We start from the raw sequence: 14,971 nt of genomic DNA, 5'->3' as shown, positions 1-14,971 counted from the left end.
GTACGCATCCCCAGTTCGCGTGCCCGCCGCCGCCACATCCACAGCCGGGACCTCCCCGACCTCTCGGAAGGATTCAACGCAATGGCCGACACACGACTTCCCGTGACCGTGCTGTCAGGATTTCTCGGCGCCGGGAAAACCACGCTCCTCAACCAAATCTTGCGCAACCGTGAAGGCAGGCGGGTGGCCGTCATCGTCAACGACATGAGCGAGATCAACATCGACAGCGCCGAAGTCGAACGGGAGATCTCACTGAGCCGCTCACAAGAGAAGCTCGTCGAGATGACCAACGGCTGCATCTGCTGCACCCTTCGCGAGGACCTTCTCGCGGAAGTCAGTGCACTGGCAGCCGATGGACGATTCGACTACCTCCTGATCGAATCGTCCGGTATTTCCGAGCCGCTACCAGTCGCTGAAACGTTCACCTTCATCGACACCGACGGACACGCGCTGGCAGATGTCGCCCGCCTGGACACCATGGTGACCGTCGTCGACGCCCACAGCTTCCTCTACGATTACCAGACCGGTGGCCGCGTCGAGGCCGATGCACCAGACGACGAACGCGACATCTCCGACCTGCTGGTCGATCAGATCGAATTCGCCGATGTCATTCTGGTCAGCAAGTCCGACCTCGTCACAGCAGAGCACCTGACCGAACTGACCGCGGTCCTGCGCTCACTCAATCCCACTGCGCGCATACAGTCGATGTCCCACGGCCAGATCCCACTCGAAACCATTCTGGACACCGGTCTGTTCTCCTTGGAGAAGGCCGCCCAGGCCCCCGGATGGCTCCAAGAATTACAGGGCCAACACACCCCCGAGACGGAGGAATACGGAATCAGCTCCGTCGTCTACCGTGAACGAGCCCCCTTCCACCCCGGGCGGCTACACCAGTTCCTCACCCGCGAATGGGCCAACGGGCGTCTCCTGCGCGCCAAAGGTTACTACTGGAACGCGAGCCGATTCACCGAGATCGGCAGCATCTCCCAGGCCGGCCACCTGATCCGACACGGCTACATCGGACGGTGGTGGAAATTTCTACCCGAGTCCTACTGGCCTAGTGACGATTACCGCCGCACGGGAATACTCGACAAATGGGAAGAGCCAGTTGGTGACTGCCGGCAAGAACTGGTTTTCATCGGTCAAGAAATTGACCCCGACACACTGCGTCAGCAACTCGACGCGTGCCTGCTGACCACCACCGAGATCGAACTCGGCCCCGACACCTGGACAACATGGCACGACCCACTCGGCGACAATCTTACCGACCAGGTCACCCGCACGTTTGCCTGAAGAAGCGCCATCTGACCTCCGCCGTCCCGATGGCAGCAAATGCCGATCGGTCGCCTAGTTCAGGAACCCGCGCGGGTTCCCGGATTCTCGGTCATGAGACATGACTGACCCGTACTGGGTCAGTCGGACCCATCCTCGCCGGAACTGTCGCGGAGAAGGCGAATAACTGCGACCTGACCAAACCGGTGGAACGATGGCTGACCGCAGCCGGATGGACGGTCGCACCCGATCTCTTGTGCCCGGATTTCATGAGATATCGAAGCGGAATCGGTTCCGAAGTTCAGTGGGGTGGCTGAGAGCGGTGTGAATGCGCGGCGTGTAGGTAGCGCATCGCGGTCACGGTGCTGATTGTCATAGGCCAGGCCTCGTGTCATTCATGAACCCGAGCCGATGTCAGGCAGCATGCCAATCACGCGATCACCTCCCACCATGCCAATAGCGGTACGCCGATGACGTGGCTCAAATTCTGGCCACGTTGGCCGTGACGTCAGCAGGAACTGGAACGGCACGAGTCGCTGCGCAAGCCAATCCGGCCCGCACAACCGATCGAGGTGCCCGGCGCCGCCCATATGCTGTTCTGGGACGAACCGGCCGCAGCAGTGGCAGCACTGCGGAAGTTCTTGCAGCAACTAGTGTGGCAATAGACTTCCGGCAGGTTATCAACATTCCGAACATGCGGACATGGAGTAATCGGGTGCCGCGCGGGCATCACTCCCACTAACATTCAGGTCACTAGGGGTTGCTTTCTCGGTTTTCAACGGACCGATCGGCGTGAGATACTGAGCCACCAAAGCTGGGACCGACTCCTCGCACTCAGCGCGGCCGAGCCGTTCGAGAAATGACATTCGATCATTCGTCGTGGCCTGATGCCACCGCCGACTTCTCGAGCGAGAACACATGGCCCTCGATTACGCCGGCCAAGCACTGGGTCTACGGCACGATGCCGGCCCGCGCTGCAATGGCCCCGGCCTCTCCACGGTTGGCGACGTCGAGTTTCTTGAGCACGCCGGCGACGTGGAACTTGATGGTGCTCTGGCTGATTCCGAGTTCCTCGGCGATGGTGCGGTTGCGTTTGCCCATCGCGAGGTGGGCGAGGACTTCGAGTTCGCGCGGGTTCAGGGTGGAGAGTAAGTGCTCGTCGGGTCGGGCGGCGGGTGGGTCCAACGGAATGGTGAGCGTCACTCTGCTCCCCCACGCGGGGATCGATTCGATGTCAATCCGCCCGCGCAAAGTATTCAGGCGTCCGGACAGCTGCCGTGTCAGTGCATTTCGGTCGATGATCCCGGGACCCTGGTCGCGGACCTCGATCAGGACGTTGTCGCCGTCGCAATCCCACGCGATCCGCATTCTGGTCAGTACCGGTTGGGCGAGGAATGCCAGGACGATAGCCCGGACCATCGCCCGCGCCGCGTGCGCCACCTCACCGGGGAGTGGACGGCCGTCGGCCGGCGGTTCGATGTATTCGACGTCGACCTCACGGTGCTTGAGCAGTGGTCGCAATTCCCCGTGCAGTTTGGCGAATGCGGTGGTGACCGCTTCCTCGGACAGGGCACGGTCGGCGGCACTTGCGGACCGCAGCGAAATCAACGCGGCCGAGGCTGTTTCGCTGGCGGTGATCCGCGAACGGCGGTCGTCGAGATCGTTCGAGCGCAGGGTTCCGAGGATCGAGGAGAGGGTCGCCTCGTGAACCTCCGTCAATTCGGCAATGGTGCGGGCACGTTCACTCGACGCGGCCCGTGACTCGGCGAGATAGTCGGGGCTGGCCTGCGCCACCTGGTGCTGGATCGACGTGGCGACGATCCCGAACACGGCGGCGACCTCATCGGGGTCGGGTGCACCTGTCTCAGACGGCCGCGGAACCAGGACCAGCAGGGTGTCGCAGACGTCGCGGATGGCCCACACTCGGCGGCGGACGCCGGCCAGCATGGCGACGCCGTCGTAAACGCCGCCGGGTTCGAGGGATTGCTTGATCTCGTCGAGTTCGTCGATGGTGACCCGGTCGACGATGGCGCGTTTACCGGCTACTTTGCGGGGACGCCCCGTGCACTCGCGGGTGAAGATGACCAGTGCCTCGTGCGGCCACAACTGGCCGAGGAACCGGGAGAAGCGCGTCGCGATGTCCGGGAGCGGTCCCGTGATCACCTTCCGCATCTCCACCCAGGGGTCGACCTGCAACCGAACAGAGTCCTCCGTGCTTACCACGCATCCACCGTATCGCCGGTAGGGGCGGGCGGGCACTGGCCAATCGGCCAGCCCGAACCCACCGAGCGGCCGGGTGTCGAAGCAGGCGGTAGTTGGCAGTGTCGAGTTCACCACAGAACGGCTATCACCGAGGAGGATCATGACCGTCACCGTCGAGCAGACACGCACACGGTTCAGTGACGGGCGCCGCATCGTGCTCGCCGAGAACGAGCGGCTGCTCAATTCCGTTGCTGCGGAACAATGGGACCGCGCCGGCTCGCTGATCACCTCCGCTCGGGCGGTGTTCGTGATCGGCAACGGACGCAGCGGCCTGGCCGTGCAGATGGCAGCCATGCGGCTGATGCACCTCGGCCTGCGCGTGCACGTCGCCGGTGAGGTCACCGCCCCCGCGATCGGCACCGGTGACGTACTGATCGCCGTGTCAGGGTCGGGTACTACCGCATCGGTGGTCGGCGCCGCCGACACCGCGAAGAAGGTGGGGGCCTCGCTCCTGGCCGTCACCACCGCATCCGACTCGCCGCTCGCCCGGCGTGCCGACGAGGTGCTGGTCTTGCCGGCGGCCGACAAGCAGGACCACAGCGCGACTATCACCCGCCAATACGCGGGCAGCCTGTTCGAGCAGTCCGTGCTCCTCGCGTTCGACGCACTGTTCCAGGCGCTGTGGGACAACGAAGACCAGACCGCCGAGCGGCTGTGGGAACGCCACGCCAACATCGGCTGACCCGAAACCCCCAACCCCACCCGAGATAGATAACAGGAGAAACACATGACGAAGCTGCAGGTTGCAGTCGATCTGCTCACCACTGCTGACGCGCTGGCGCTGACCCACAAGGTGGCCCCGTACGTCGACATCATCGAACTCGGCACCCCGCTGATCAAGAGCGCCGGCCTCAGTGCCATCAGCGCGATCAAGGCGGCGCACCCGGACAAGGAGGTCTTCGCCGACCTCAAGACCGCCGACGCCGGCTTTCTCGAGGCCGACCTGGCGTTCTCTGCCGGCGCCGACCTGGTCACCGTCCTCGGTGCCGCCGGTGATGCCACCATCAAGGGTGCGGTCGAAGCGGGTCAGAAGCACGGGAAGAAGGTCGTCGCGGACCTGATCGGCGTCGAGAACCGTGTCGAGCGCGCCCGTGAGATCGCCAAGCTCGGTGTCGCGTTCGTCGAGATTCACGCCGGTCTCGACGAGCAGGCCCAGCCCGGATATTCCATCCAGACCCTCCTCGACGACGGCAAGATCGCCGGTGTCCCGTTCTCCGTCGCCGGTGGTGTGAAGGTCGACACCATCGCCGCCGTCCGTGACGCCGGTGCCGACGTCGCCGTCGCCGGCGGCGCCATCTACAGCGCCGAGGACCCGGCCGCGGCCGCGAAGGCGCTCAAGGACGCCCTCACCAAGTAGTCATCATCCAGTCGCGAAGGGCCCCGAACACAAAAGTGTTTGGGGCCCTTCGCTATTGATGGTGCGGTGTCGGCTGCAGTGTGCCTGTGTCCAAGACTGGATCAGCTTCTGTCCGCTAGCGAGGTGGGACCGAACCCCTCGATCGGTCCCACCTCGCCGAGCCTCCCTGCCCTATCGGGTCGGAGCGACCGCCACGCACGGCCGGACCGGCTGAGCATCCGATCCGCCGACTCCGGGCCGGACGTCCCGGAGAGATAGTTGTCCGGCCGACCGACACCGGCCCAATAGTCGAGAAGGGGATCGATGACCCGCCAGGACCATTCGACCTCTTCCCGGCGAGGAAAGAGTGTGGCGTCTCCACGCAGCACGTCGCAGATCAGCCGTTCGTAGGCCTCCGGGGCCGGGTCGAACACCGACCGGAAATCCATCCCGAGGCTGACCGGCTGAATGTGCATGCCGTCGCCGGGGCGCTTGGCGCCGATGTGGAGTTCGATGCCGTCGTCCGGTTGTACCCGGAAGACGAGCACATTGGACACCGCAGCAGCTCGCGCGGCCGGTGAACCGTGAGCGGGCGGTCTGAAGGTCACTGCAACCTCAGTCGTCCGCCGAGCGAGGCGTTTTCCGGTACGGATGAAGAACGGAACGCCGGCCCATCGGCGGGTCGCGACACCGACCGTCAGTGCCGCGAAGGTTTCGGTCGCCGAGTCGGCGGGGAATCCCGCCTCGTCAACCAATCCTGCTACGGGAACACCGTTCTCGATACCCGCACCGTACTGGCCGCGAGCCGAGGTCTCCGCCAGTGGGCCGAGGAGCTCGGTGGCAGAGAGGACCTTGATCTTCTCGGCGGCGATGCTGTCGGCGTCGAACGCGACCGGTTCTTCCATCGCGATCAACGCCAAGAGTTGCAGCAGGTGATTCTGGATGACATCGCGGGCGGCACCGACACCGTCGTAGTACCCGGCACGCCCGGCCACTCCGACACTCTCGGCCATGGTGATCTGCACATGGTCGATGTGCCGATTGTTCCACAACGGCTCGAACATCCCGTTAGCGAAGCGCAGTGCGAGGATGTTCTGCACCGTCTCCTTTCCCAGGTAGTGGTCGATGCGGTAGATCGACGACGGCGGAAACACCCTCTCCAGTGCGGCACCGAGGGCCTGCGAGCTGGCCAGGTCGTGCCCGAACGGTTTCTCCACCACTACCCGGCGCCAGCCGTGCGCAGTCCGGTTCAGTCCGGTGATCGCAAGTTGGTCGCAGACCGCCTCGAACGCCGAGGGCGAAACCGACAGGTAGAACACGTAGTTGCCCGGTTTGCCGCGGCGGACATCGAGCTCGGCCAGCCGGGCGGCGAGCCGGGCGAAAGCCGCGGTGTCGTCGAACGACCCCTGTACCAGGTCGATACGCTCGGCCAGCTCGTCCCACACCACCGGATCGAACGGTGTACGCGCGTGTTCCCTCACGGACTCGCGAAGGCGGGCTTTGACATCCGTGGTGTTCCGGGCAAACCCGATGAGATCGAAGTCCGGCGGCAGCTGACCACTGTGCGCGAGGTCGTAGATGGCCGGGATCAGCTTCTTGCGCGAGAGATCACCGGTGACCCCGAAGATCACCATCGACGCCGGCTCTGCGACCTGACCGGTGTTGCCGATCAATGCCTCGCCGACAACGCCTGGGCCGCCTGCCAGCGGGTTTCGCTCCTGCACTTCAGATACGGTCACTTCAGCTGCACTCCGTCTTTTCGCTCCACTACAGGCGCATTCAGACAATGCGTCGGGTACCAGTGTCGAAGGCGGCGAGCCGGAATGCACTTGGCCGAGCGGCCAGTGCTGGCTGCCCGTCCGGTCAGGTGAACGCGGTTGTGCCGCCGGATCGATGGGGTCAGGCCGCAGCCTGGGCGGGGATGGGCTCGCACCATTCACTGTCGACAGACACGGCCCCGGAAAGCGCGATGGCGTCCCTCAACCACCGTAGCAATGGATTTCGGACGTCTCACCCTCGCCGACGATCTGATCCTCTACCTGTTCGGCACCCCCGGGCAGCAACGGTTCTGGTTCATGTGGGACGACCTCGTGCGCGGCGCGGTCGGTGCGATCGTCCTGATCGATACTCGCCGCCTCGACGACAGCTTCGCAGCCGTCGACTACTTCGAATCCCGCAGGCTTCCCTTCGTCGTTGCTGTCAACGAATTCGATGGCGCGCCCCGCTATCCGATCACCGACATCCGGGCCGCGCTGGCAATCGCCGCTCACATCCCGATCCTGTCTGTCGACGCACGAGATCAGGCGTCGGTGAAGAACTGCCTGCTCGAAATCGCGGCCTACGCCCTCGAAACACTGATCCGATGAATCCGCCTCTGCGGGATCAAGTTACCTGAATTGACCGGATGGAGTTTCCCCAGGCGATTCGATCGATGGCGGTGGTCGCGGCGGCACCGACGTCTGTGGCGGCGCCCATCGTCAGTAGGAGTGGCACGAAGTGGTCGGCCGTCGGGTGCGCAACATGTGCACCGGGCGCCTTGGTGCGGTAGTCGACCAGGGCGTCGACGTCGCCGCAGCTCAGCGCGTCGGCGGCCCACTCGTCGAATGCCGTGATGTGTCCTCGCAGCCCGGGGTCACGCAGGACGGCGAAGCTGTGCGTCATGAAGCCCGACCCCATGATGAGGAATCCCTCCTCCCGCAGGTGGCGCAGTCGCTGGCCGAGGTTGAGCAGCGCCTCGGGGTCGAGGCTGGGCATGCTGAGCTGCACGACCGGTACGTCGGCGGCGGGGTACATCGCCATCAGCGGTATGAAGGCACCGTGGTCGAGACCGCGGTCGGTGAACTCGTGCACGGTGGTGGTGCGGCTGAGCGTTCGCGTGAGGCGGCGAGCCAGGTGGGTGGCGTCGGGTGTGGCGTACTGCAGGGTGTAGTAACGCGGATGGAAGCCGCCGAAGTCGTAGTAGAGCGGTGTACCCGCTGCCGCACCGGTGATGGCGACCGGGGCGTCCTCCCAGTGCGCCGAGACGACGACAATCCCGCGGGGCTTCGGCATGGACTGCGCCCAGGAGAACAGATCATCGAGCCACTGCGGGTCGTCGAGGGTAGGTGGCGCGCCGTGGCTGACGAACAACGACGGCAGCGGCCCGTCTCCAGCCGCCCAAGCCCTGTGTCCACGTGCCTGCGGCAACACGCGTGCGAGCAAGGCGTCGTAGGCGCCGGCGGGAACCGCGGGGTTGAACGGGTCGGGGGCGTGGGAGGTCATCGATATCCCTCACTTTCATCATCCGGGTTCCGGCGAACGTGTCCTGCGACTGCTCCAGCGCCACAGTTACTTAAATGTTCAAATGAAGACTACGGAGTATTACTTGAACAGTCAAGCCAACCCTACTCGCGTTCCACGCGTAGCAATCCGGATACGATGACCGAGTGAACGCGGAGGAAGAAGAACCGGACACCCGATGGCTGGAAGCGGACGAGCGCGCGGCCTGGTTGTCTCTGGCGAGCGTCCTCATGCGATTGCAACCGGCCCTCGATGCTCAACTCAAACGTGACGCGGGCGTGTCGCACTTCGAGTACCAGATCCTGGCCGCACTGTCCGAGTCGCCGGAACGAACCCTGCGGATGAGCGCACTCGCGGAGTTGGCCGAAGGATCGTTGTCGCGGTTGTCTTACGCAGTCGGGCGGCTCGAGAAGGCGCAGTGGGTGCGCCGCATACCCGACCCCGCCGACGGTCGCTCGACGTTGGCGATTTTGACCAGTGCGGGGTGGGACAAAGTCGTCGACACTGCCCCCGGCCACGTCACCGAGGTCCGGCGCCTTGTCATCGACCCCCTCACCAAGGCGCAGCTTCGCCAAATGACCGCAATCAACAGACGCGTCCTTGCCGCCATCGACCCCGAGGACGCCTACTCACGCTTCCCGGCATGACCGCGGCGCCGTTGGGACGAGTACGAGCTCCGAATCGCCGATCACCTCAGGCTTCGCGTAGCGCCGCCAAGATGCACTTGGCCGAGCGGCCAGTGCCGGCTGCCCGTCCGGTCAGGTGAGGTCGACCCGATTCCCCCGTAGACATAGATCTCGGCAAGATCGCCGATGTGAAACGGGAATGGTGACGATGAAACTGGGACTGGTCGGTCTGGGCAAAATGGGACTGAACATGCGGGAGCGTCTGCGCGACCGTGGATTACAGGCAATCGGATACGATCCGAATTCCGCCGACAGCGACGCGGACAGCCTCGAAGCGTTGGTCGAGTCACTTCCCGCTCCCCGCGCGGTATGGGTGATGGTGCCCGCTGGGGCGCCGACCCGTCAGGTCATCGGACAACTCTCTCGCCTCCTGGCCCCCGGGGACGTCGTCGTCGACGGCGGCAACTCCCGGTTCACCGACGACACGCTCAACTCGGAAATTCTTGCCGAACACGGCATTTGTTACCTCGACTGCGGCGTTTCCGGCGGGGTGTGGGGACGCGAGAACGGGTACGCGCTGATGGCCGGCGGCGACGCGGCCGACATCGACCGGTTGATGCCGGTCTTCGATGCGCTGCGCCCGGACGGTGCGCGGGAGGATTCCTTTGTGCACGTCGGCCCGGTTGGCGCCGGCCACTACGCGAAGATGGTGCACAACGGTATCGAATACGGACTGATGCAGGCCTACGCCGAGGGGTACGAACTGCTCGCGGCGGAGGAATCCATCGTCGACGTGCCCGCCGTGCTGCGCGCGTGGTCCAAGGGCACCGTGGTCCGTTCCTGGCTGCTCGACCTCCTGGTGCAGGCCCTGTCCGACGATCCCCAATTGGCCGCGATCTCCGGCTACACCGAGGATTCCGGTGAAGGCCGTTGGACCGTCGAAGAGGCCATCGCCCACGCGGTTCCCGCGCCGGTGATCTCCGCCGCATTGTTCGCGCGGTTCGCTTCCCGCCAGGACGACTCCCCCGCCATGAAAGCGGTTTCGGCACTGCGTAATCAGTTCGGGGGACACGCCGTCCGGTCCGCCGCATCGTCCGGAATCGCCTGACCCGTGACAACCTCGACCCAACCGGACATCGCCGCAACACCGAAATCCGGACCATCCTGACGTATCCGAACGATCTCGCCCGGTTTCGTGCTTACCCAGCAGTTGACCATGGAGTCCAACGGTGCAGCGGTGCAGGCCAATCGAGCTCTGGTCGGCACCATCACCCGGACCATCTGGTGGGTTGAGCCCGGCAACGACGGGCAGCACGCGTCGTCCGGCCGCCCGCTGCTCAGAAAATCTCACCTGACCTTGACGACGACCTTGCCCTTTGCGCGCCCCTGGTCGACGTATGCCAGAGCCTCTTTGGTCTGTTCGAACGGAAAGATTCGATCCACCACTGGACGTATGGCGCCGGAATCGATGATGGACGCGAGCTGGTGCAACTGGTCTCCACTCGATTTCATGAAGAGGAAGGAGTAAGTGACGTGGTGACGCTTGGCGTTTCGTCTGATCCGAAAGCTCAGAAGGCGCATCACCTGTTGCACGATCCAGTTCAGGCCGGCTTCTTTCGCGAAAGTGTGATCCGGCGGACCGGCAACCGAGATGACCTTGCCGCCCGGTTTGAGAACGCGGAGGGAGTTCGCGAGCGTGTCCCCACCCAGGGTGTCGAGGACGAGATCGTAATCGCGTAGGACCGCCGCGAAGTCTTCCTTCTTGTAGTCGATGACGATGTCGGCACCGAGACGTTGCACCCAGTCGATATTCGCGGTGCTCGTCGTCGTGGCCACGGTCGCACCGAGGTGCTTGGCCAATTGGATCGCGAAGGTACCCACCCCACCTGAGCCGGCATGGATGAGAACCTTCTGTCCGGCCTGCAGATTCGCCCTCTCGACCAACGCTTGCCACGCGGTCAGGCCGACCAGAGGTATCGAAGCCGCCTCCTCCATGGTGAGCTCTCGTGGCGCGAGAGCCACATCGTCTTCCCGCATTGCGATGAGTTCCGCGAAGGCGCCGATCCGGCCTTGGTCCGGTCGCGCATACACCTCGTCACCTGGCTGGAATCTCCGCACATCACGTCCAACCTTGACGACCACCCCGGCCAGGTCATTGCCCAACACGATCGGCAGGCGATACGGCAGGACGGGTTTGAGTTTTCCCTCTCTAATTTTCAGGTCGAGCGGGTTCACACTCGCGGCGTGAATCTGAACCAGGACGTCACCGGGGTCCACTTCCGGGTCGGGAGTTTCGCCGAACCGCACGCCGTCATTGCTTCCGTAACGATCGAGAACGATTGCCTTCATCGTGGTCTTCTCCTTGCTTTTTGTGTCGGGGCGCCGCTCAGGCGGAAACCGGGGATCGCTCTCGGCCGGACGACTCGAAGCGTGGAACGAGCTGGTCGTTGCGGCCCAAGGCGGCAACTTCGGTCTCGAGCGACGGGATTGTCAGGGCGGAGAACCGCCTCGTCCACGGCCAGACCAGCGGTGAGTTCAACAGGGCCTTCGCCCAGTTGGCGACGACGACGGCCCGCGGCACATAGACGCGACTGCGCCGGTATGCGAGTCCGTCCACGATCGCCGAGGCCGCCCGCTCGGCACTGGTCGTGACGTTCCCCGGATACGGGAGGCGGTTGCGCATCTGTTGGAAGGAGGGAATGTCGACCTCGGCGCCTCGCACCAGGTCGGTGTCGATCCACGACGGATGAACCAGGCCGACGGTGATCCCGAGATGGGCCACTTCACCGCGGTAGGCGAGCGCGAGCGCCTCGACCCCGGCCTTGCTCGCACCGTAGGAGGCAAGACCGCCTATCGAGGTGAAGGACAGCGCGGATGCCACGATCAGCACGTGGCCTCCGCTGCGTTGCAGGTGGGGTGTCGCATGCTTGAGTGTGCGGAATACGCCGTTCAAGTTGATGTCCACGACTCGCTCGAAGGACGCTTCGTCCGCGTGCCGCACCGTTCCATAGGCGGCCACTCCGGCGTTGGCGACGACCATGTCGACACCGTTCATGGCACCGGCGCACTCGTCGATCGCGGTCTGCAGCGCTGTGCTGTCCCGCACGTCCGCCTCGCACCAATGGGACGACGGCCCCAGTTCCGCGGCGAGGGCTTGCAGTCTGTCTGGCTCGAGGCCGATCAGAGCGACACGGGCCCCCTGGGCCGCGGCCAGGCGCGCCACCTGCTCGCCGATGCCTCGCGCGGCCCCCGTGACAATCACTTTCCGTCCCACCAGATCTCGTTTCATAGCTCGACTGTAACTTCGTTATGTGACGAGCGCAATACCCTCAACCGAAATCTGCACTGAGTGCGGCGAGCTCGCTACGCGCCCGAGGCCACTTCCGACTCGCCCGTCGAACTTCCCGCCGGCTCGGCCGACCCGTAGAGGCTTAACGCCCGCTCATGTGAGGCCTGGGCGAGTTCGCGGGTGTCGCCGAAGCCGACGGCAAAGTTCACTCCCATCGGCAACATAACCTGCAGCACCGCGTCGTCGAACTCGGCGAAATGCTCGCCCAGCTCGAGGGTGATGAAACCGTGGACGTAACTCCACAGTTGGGCAGCGACCACCTCTGGGGCGTGGGGCTCGACCCTGCCGGAACTCACAAGACGTGCACATGCATGGATGACGCGTGCGTAGGCTTCGCGGAACGCCAGGGAATGTCCACTCAATCGCACGTCCGACTCCAGCGGCCGGTAGGTAGCGCGGATGGACAGTCCGAACATCAGGTCGTATAGATGGGGGTTCTCGCGCGCCAGGCGCCGACACGCCAATGCCAGTGCGAACAGATCCACGACCGGATCCTCAGTCTCCGGCACTCGGGAAAAGGCGGTGCCGAGTTCGGTGAACCCATGGTCTGCGACCGCGCGGACGAGCTCGGGTATCCCGCCGAAGTGGTGGTAGACCACCATCGTCGACAGACCGGCCGCGGACGCCACGGTTCGCGCCTTGATCGCGGACGGGCCCTGTTCGGCCAGCAGACCGACCGTGGCCAGAACCAACCGTTCCGGAACACTCCCGGGAACCGGCACCGACGACGTCTCTCCCATATCTACACCTGACTTCGCATCTTCCGCTGGGGCATCCATCGATCCGAGTGACGGTTGCCACTAGCCAATAACGAGGTTACAGTACTCCCATAACGAAGTTACTGGCGGCTGGCACCGACTCCGGCACGCCGGACATGCTTCCCCCTTCCTCCATTCACGAAGGTGAAATCTCATGACATACAAAACCAAGGGACATCTCGAGGTCGAGGACCGCGGAGAGGTGTTGATCGTGCGGGTCGACGGCGGCCCGCACAGCCTGTTCGGCATCGATATCGCCAACCAGCTCGAGGAGTTGGTAGACCGGGTCGACCGGGATCCGGGCATCCGCGCCGTGGTGTTCACCGGCACACGGCCGGGCCGATTCGTCAGCCATGCGGATGTGCGGTGGCTGCAGGAAGAGGGGGCGGCGGTCCCGCCGTTCGGCCGGCGCGGTGCCTCCGCGATCGCGCGGGTGGCCCGAGGTGCGGATCGCGCTCGTGCCCTCGAGCCTGTGATGCGCAAAACCCCGCTGTGGGGAGCAGTCCAGCTCGACCGTCTGCATGCGACGTTCCTGCGGATGAACGCGAGCGGCGTCATTTTCGTTGCTGCCCTGAACGGTTCGGCGCTCGGTCTGGGTGCGGAGTTCGCCTGGGCGTGTGACCTGCGGGTCATGGCTGACGGCGATTTCTTCATCGGTCAGCCCGAGGTACTGCTGGGAATCAATCCGGGCGGTGGCGGTACTCAGCGCCTGACTCGACTGATCGGTACCCATAGGTCCCTGGTCGCCATACTCGAAGGCAGACCGTTCACCCCCGCGCAGGCCCTCGCCAACGGAGCCGTCGACGAGGTCGTTGCGCCGGGCGACGTGGTTTCCCGGGCGACCGAACTCGCCGAATACTTCGGCGCCCGCCCGAGGGAAGCGGTCGCGGCGGTCAAGCGGTCGGTGTATTTCGGCGGCTCGATGTCGCTGGCGGAGGGACTGCATGTCGAGCGCACCGAGTTCCTCGGTACGGATCAGTCCGAGGACGGTCAGCAGTTGATGCTCGACTATCTCGAGAGCACCGATTCCACCGGGGAGCTGCCCCTCTACAATCCGGACATCTACAAACAGGCGCTCGTATCCGGGCGCGTGCCCGGGTCCCGCTCGACGAACGGACAGTGAGACCAGCCATGGCCAACAAGAAGCCCTACACCCGTCACGACGTCCTCTTCTCCTCCGGTGACAGTTCCTGCGCGGCATGGCTGTATCTGCCCACCGGCGTCACCTCGCCGCCCGTGGTCATCCTCGGCCACGGCCTGGGAGCCACCCGCGACATGCGTCTGGACGCTTTCGCCGAGCGTTTCGCCAAGGCAGGCATCGCCGCCTTCGCGTTCACCTATCGGCACTTCGGCGACAGCGGCGGCCATCCCCGCCAGCTGCTGTCGATCAAGAAGCAGCTTGCCGACTGGGATTCCGCCATTGCGTGGGTCAAGGCTCGTGACGGTCTCGACAGCACACGCATTGCCGTGTGGGGCAGTTCCTTCGGCGGTGGACACGCCATCACCGTCGCGTCGCGGCATCCGGAACTGCGAGCAGCCGTCGCCCAATGCCCGTTCACCGACGGGCTGGCCTCCGCGCTCGCACTCGGTCCGGCCGCCTCGGTGAAAGCCTCGCCTCTGATCGCCCGGGATCTGGCGGCCAAGGTTCGCCGACGCGAGCCGGTCATGATTCCGCTCGCCGGCGCACCCGGTTCACTGGCCCTGATGAATGCCCCGGATGCACTTCCCGGCTACCGAGCTATCGTGCCGACCGGGGCGACGTTCCGAAACGAGGTAGCGGCCCGGGTGATTCCCAGCCTGGTCACCTACCGGCCGGGGCGCGCAGCGCAGAACATCGACTTTCCGATCCTGTTCTGCATCAGCAACACCGACACCGTCACCCCACCCGCTCAGACTCTCCGCTACGCGCGTACCGCACCACGAGGCGAGATCAAGACCTACGACGCCGGCCACTTCGACTTCTACCTCGGCGAACCCTTCGAAGCCCTGGTAAGCGATCAGATCGAGTTCCTCACCCGCCATCTCGATGCAGCACCGGTCACACCCTCACCGGGCCGGGCGGCACCACACCGAAGGTGAACACGACCAC

The 14,971-nt window shown here is 64.7% G+C and carries 13 protein-coding genes and 2 pseudogenes; 9 read left to right on the top strand and 6 right to left on the bottom strand.

The window, feature by feature from the left end:
• Window positions 1-81 precede the first annotated feature (81 nt).
• Window positions 82-1,293: a zinc metallochaperone GTPase ZigA gene (zigA, locus tag CBI38_RS30125; RefSeq protein WP_109334665.1), complete on the top strand. Its 1,212-nt coding sequence runs from the start codon at window positions 82-84 to the stop codon at window positions 1,291-1,293.
• Window positions 1,294-2,223: 930 nt separating this feature from the next.
• On the opposite strand, the gene CBI38_RS30120 is transcribed toward zigA, so the two are convergent.
• Window positions 2,224-3,444, bottom strand: a complete 1,221-nt coding sequence (locus CBI38_RS30120; protein WP_109335482.1) for a helix-turn-helix transcriptional regulator — start codon at window positions 3,442-3,444, stop codon at window positions 2,224-2,226.
• A gap of 190 nt (window positions 3,445-3,634) precedes the next feature.
• On the opposite strand from CBI38_RS30120, the gene hxlB reads away from it, so the two are divergent.
• Window positions 3,635-4,216 carry a 6-phospho-3-hexuloisomerase gene (gene hxlB, locus CBI38_RS30115; RefSeq protein WP_109334664.1) on the top strand — a complete coding sequence of 194 codons (582 nt, stop codon included), beginning with the start codon at window positions 3,635-3,637 and terminating at the stop codon, window positions 4,214-4,216.
• Between the two features lie 45 nt (window positions 4,217-4,261).
• A complete protein-coding gene (gene hxlA / locus CBI38_RS30110; RefSeq protein ID WP_109334663.1) occupies window positions 4,262-4,891 on the top strand; it encodes a 3-hexulose-6-phosphate synthase in 630 nt (209 codons plus the stop codon).
• Between the two features lie 101 nt (window positions 4,892-4,992).
• Here the strand turns inward: hxlA and zwf are convergent, their stop codons facing one another.
• Complete coding sequence (gene zwf / locus CBI38_RS30105; protein WP_109334662.1) at window positions 4,993-6,609, bottom strand: glucose-6-phosphate dehydrogenase; 1,617 nt, start codon at window positions 6,607-6,609, stop codon at window positions 4,993-4,995.
• Between the two features lie 240 nt (window positions 6,610-6,849).
• On the opposite strand from zwf, the pseudogene CBI38_RS30100 reads away from it, so the two are divergent.
• Window positions 6,850-7,236, top strand: a pseudogene (locus CBI38_RS30100) (GTP-binding protein); the annotation flags it as partial.
• A 16-nt stretch (window positions 7,237-7,252) separates the two neighbouring features.
• Here the strand turns inward: CBI38_RS30100 and CBI38_RS30095 are convergent.
• Window positions 7,253-8,131, bottom strand: a complete 879-nt coding sequence (locus CBI38_RS30095) for a DODA-type extradiol aromatic ring-opening family dioxygenase (RefSeq protein ID WP_162603306.1) — start codon at window positions 8,129-8,131, stop codon at window positions 7,253-7,255.
• A 164-nt stretch (window positions 8,132-8,295) separates the two neighbouring features.
• Here CBI38_RS30095 and CBI38_RS30090 point away from each other — a divergent pair, with 164 nt between their 5' ends.
• The 3 genes and pseudogenes from CBI38_RS30090 to CBI38_RS30080 form a co-directional block, all read left to right on the top strand.
• Complete coding sequence (locus CBI38_RS30090) at window positions 8,296-8,796, top strand: MarR family winged helix-turn-helix transcriptional regulator (RefSeq protein WP_230990018.1); 501 nt, start codon at window positions 8,296-8,298, stop codon at window positions 8,794-8,796.
• Between the two features lie 115 nt (window positions 8,797-8,911).
• Window positions 8,912-9,883, top strand: coding sequence for a phosphogluconate dehydrogenase (NAD(+)-dependent, decarboxylating) (gene gnd / locus CBI38_RS30085; protein WP_335743608.1), 972 nt, complete (start codon window positions 8,912-8,914; stop codon window positions 9,881-9,883).
• A 41-nt stretch (window positions 9,884-9,924) separates the two neighbouring features.
• Window positions 9,925-10,093 (top strand): annotated as a pseudogene (locus CBI38_RS30080) (glucose-6-phosphate isomerase); the annotation flags it as partial.
• 29 nt (window positions 10,094-10,122) lie between these two features.
• Here CBI38_RS30080 and CBI38_RS30075 read toward each other — a convergent pair.
• The 3 genes from CBI38_RS30075 to CBI38_RS30065 all read right to left on the bottom strand — a co-directional run bounded on the left by CBI38_RS30075 (window position 10,123) and on the right by CBI38_RS30065 (window position 12,864).
• Window positions 10,123-11,124 carry an NADP-dependent oxidoreductase gene (locus CBI38_RS30075; protein ID WP_109334659.1) on the bottom strand — a complete coding sequence of 334 codons (1,002 nt, stop codon included), beginning with the start codon at window positions 11,122-11,124 and terminating at the stop codon, window positions 10,123-10,125.
• 37 nt (window positions 11,125-11,161) lie between these two features.
• Window positions 11,162-12,064, bottom strand: coding sequence for an SDR family oxidoreductase (locus tag CBI38_RS30070; protein WP_109334658.1), 903 nt, complete (start codon window positions 12,062-12,064; stop codon window positions 11,162-11,164).
• Window positions 12,065-12,138: 74 nt separating this feature from the next.
• The gene (locus tag CBI38_RS30065) at window positions 12,139-12,864 is read right to left on the bottom strand and encodes a TetR/AcrR family transcriptional regulator (protein WP_109334657.1); all 726 of its coding nucleotides are present in this window, start codon (window positions 12,862-12,864) and stop codon (window positions 12,139-12,141) included.
• A 172-nt stretch (window positions 12,865-13,036) separates the two neighbouring features.
• On the opposite strand from CBI38_RS30065, the gene CBI38_RS30060 reads away from it, so the two are divergent.
• Window positions 13,037-14,005, top strand: coding sequence for an enoyl-CoA hydratase/isomerase family protein (locus CBI38_RS30060; protein WP_109334656.1), 969 nt, complete (start codon window positions 13,037-13,039; stop codon window positions 14,003-14,005).
• An 8-nt stretch (window positions 14,006-14,013) separates the two neighbouring features.
• Window positions 14,014-14,961: an alpha/beta hydrolase gene (locus tag CBI38_RS30055; protein WP_230990016.1), complete on the top strand. Its 948-nt coding sequence runs from the start codon at window positions 14,014-14,016 to the stop codon at window positions 14,959-14,961.
• Window positions 14,962-14,971 lie beyond the last annotated feature (10 nt).

The sequence above is a fragment of the Rhodococcus oxybenzonivorans genome, from assembly GCF_003130705.1.
Taxonomy (GTDB): Bacteria; Actinomycetota; Actinomycetes; order Mycobacteriales; family Mycobacteriaceae; genus Rhodococcus_F; species Rhodococcus_F oxybenzonivorans.
This window is presented reverse-complemented; position numbering and strand designations above follow the sequence as displayed.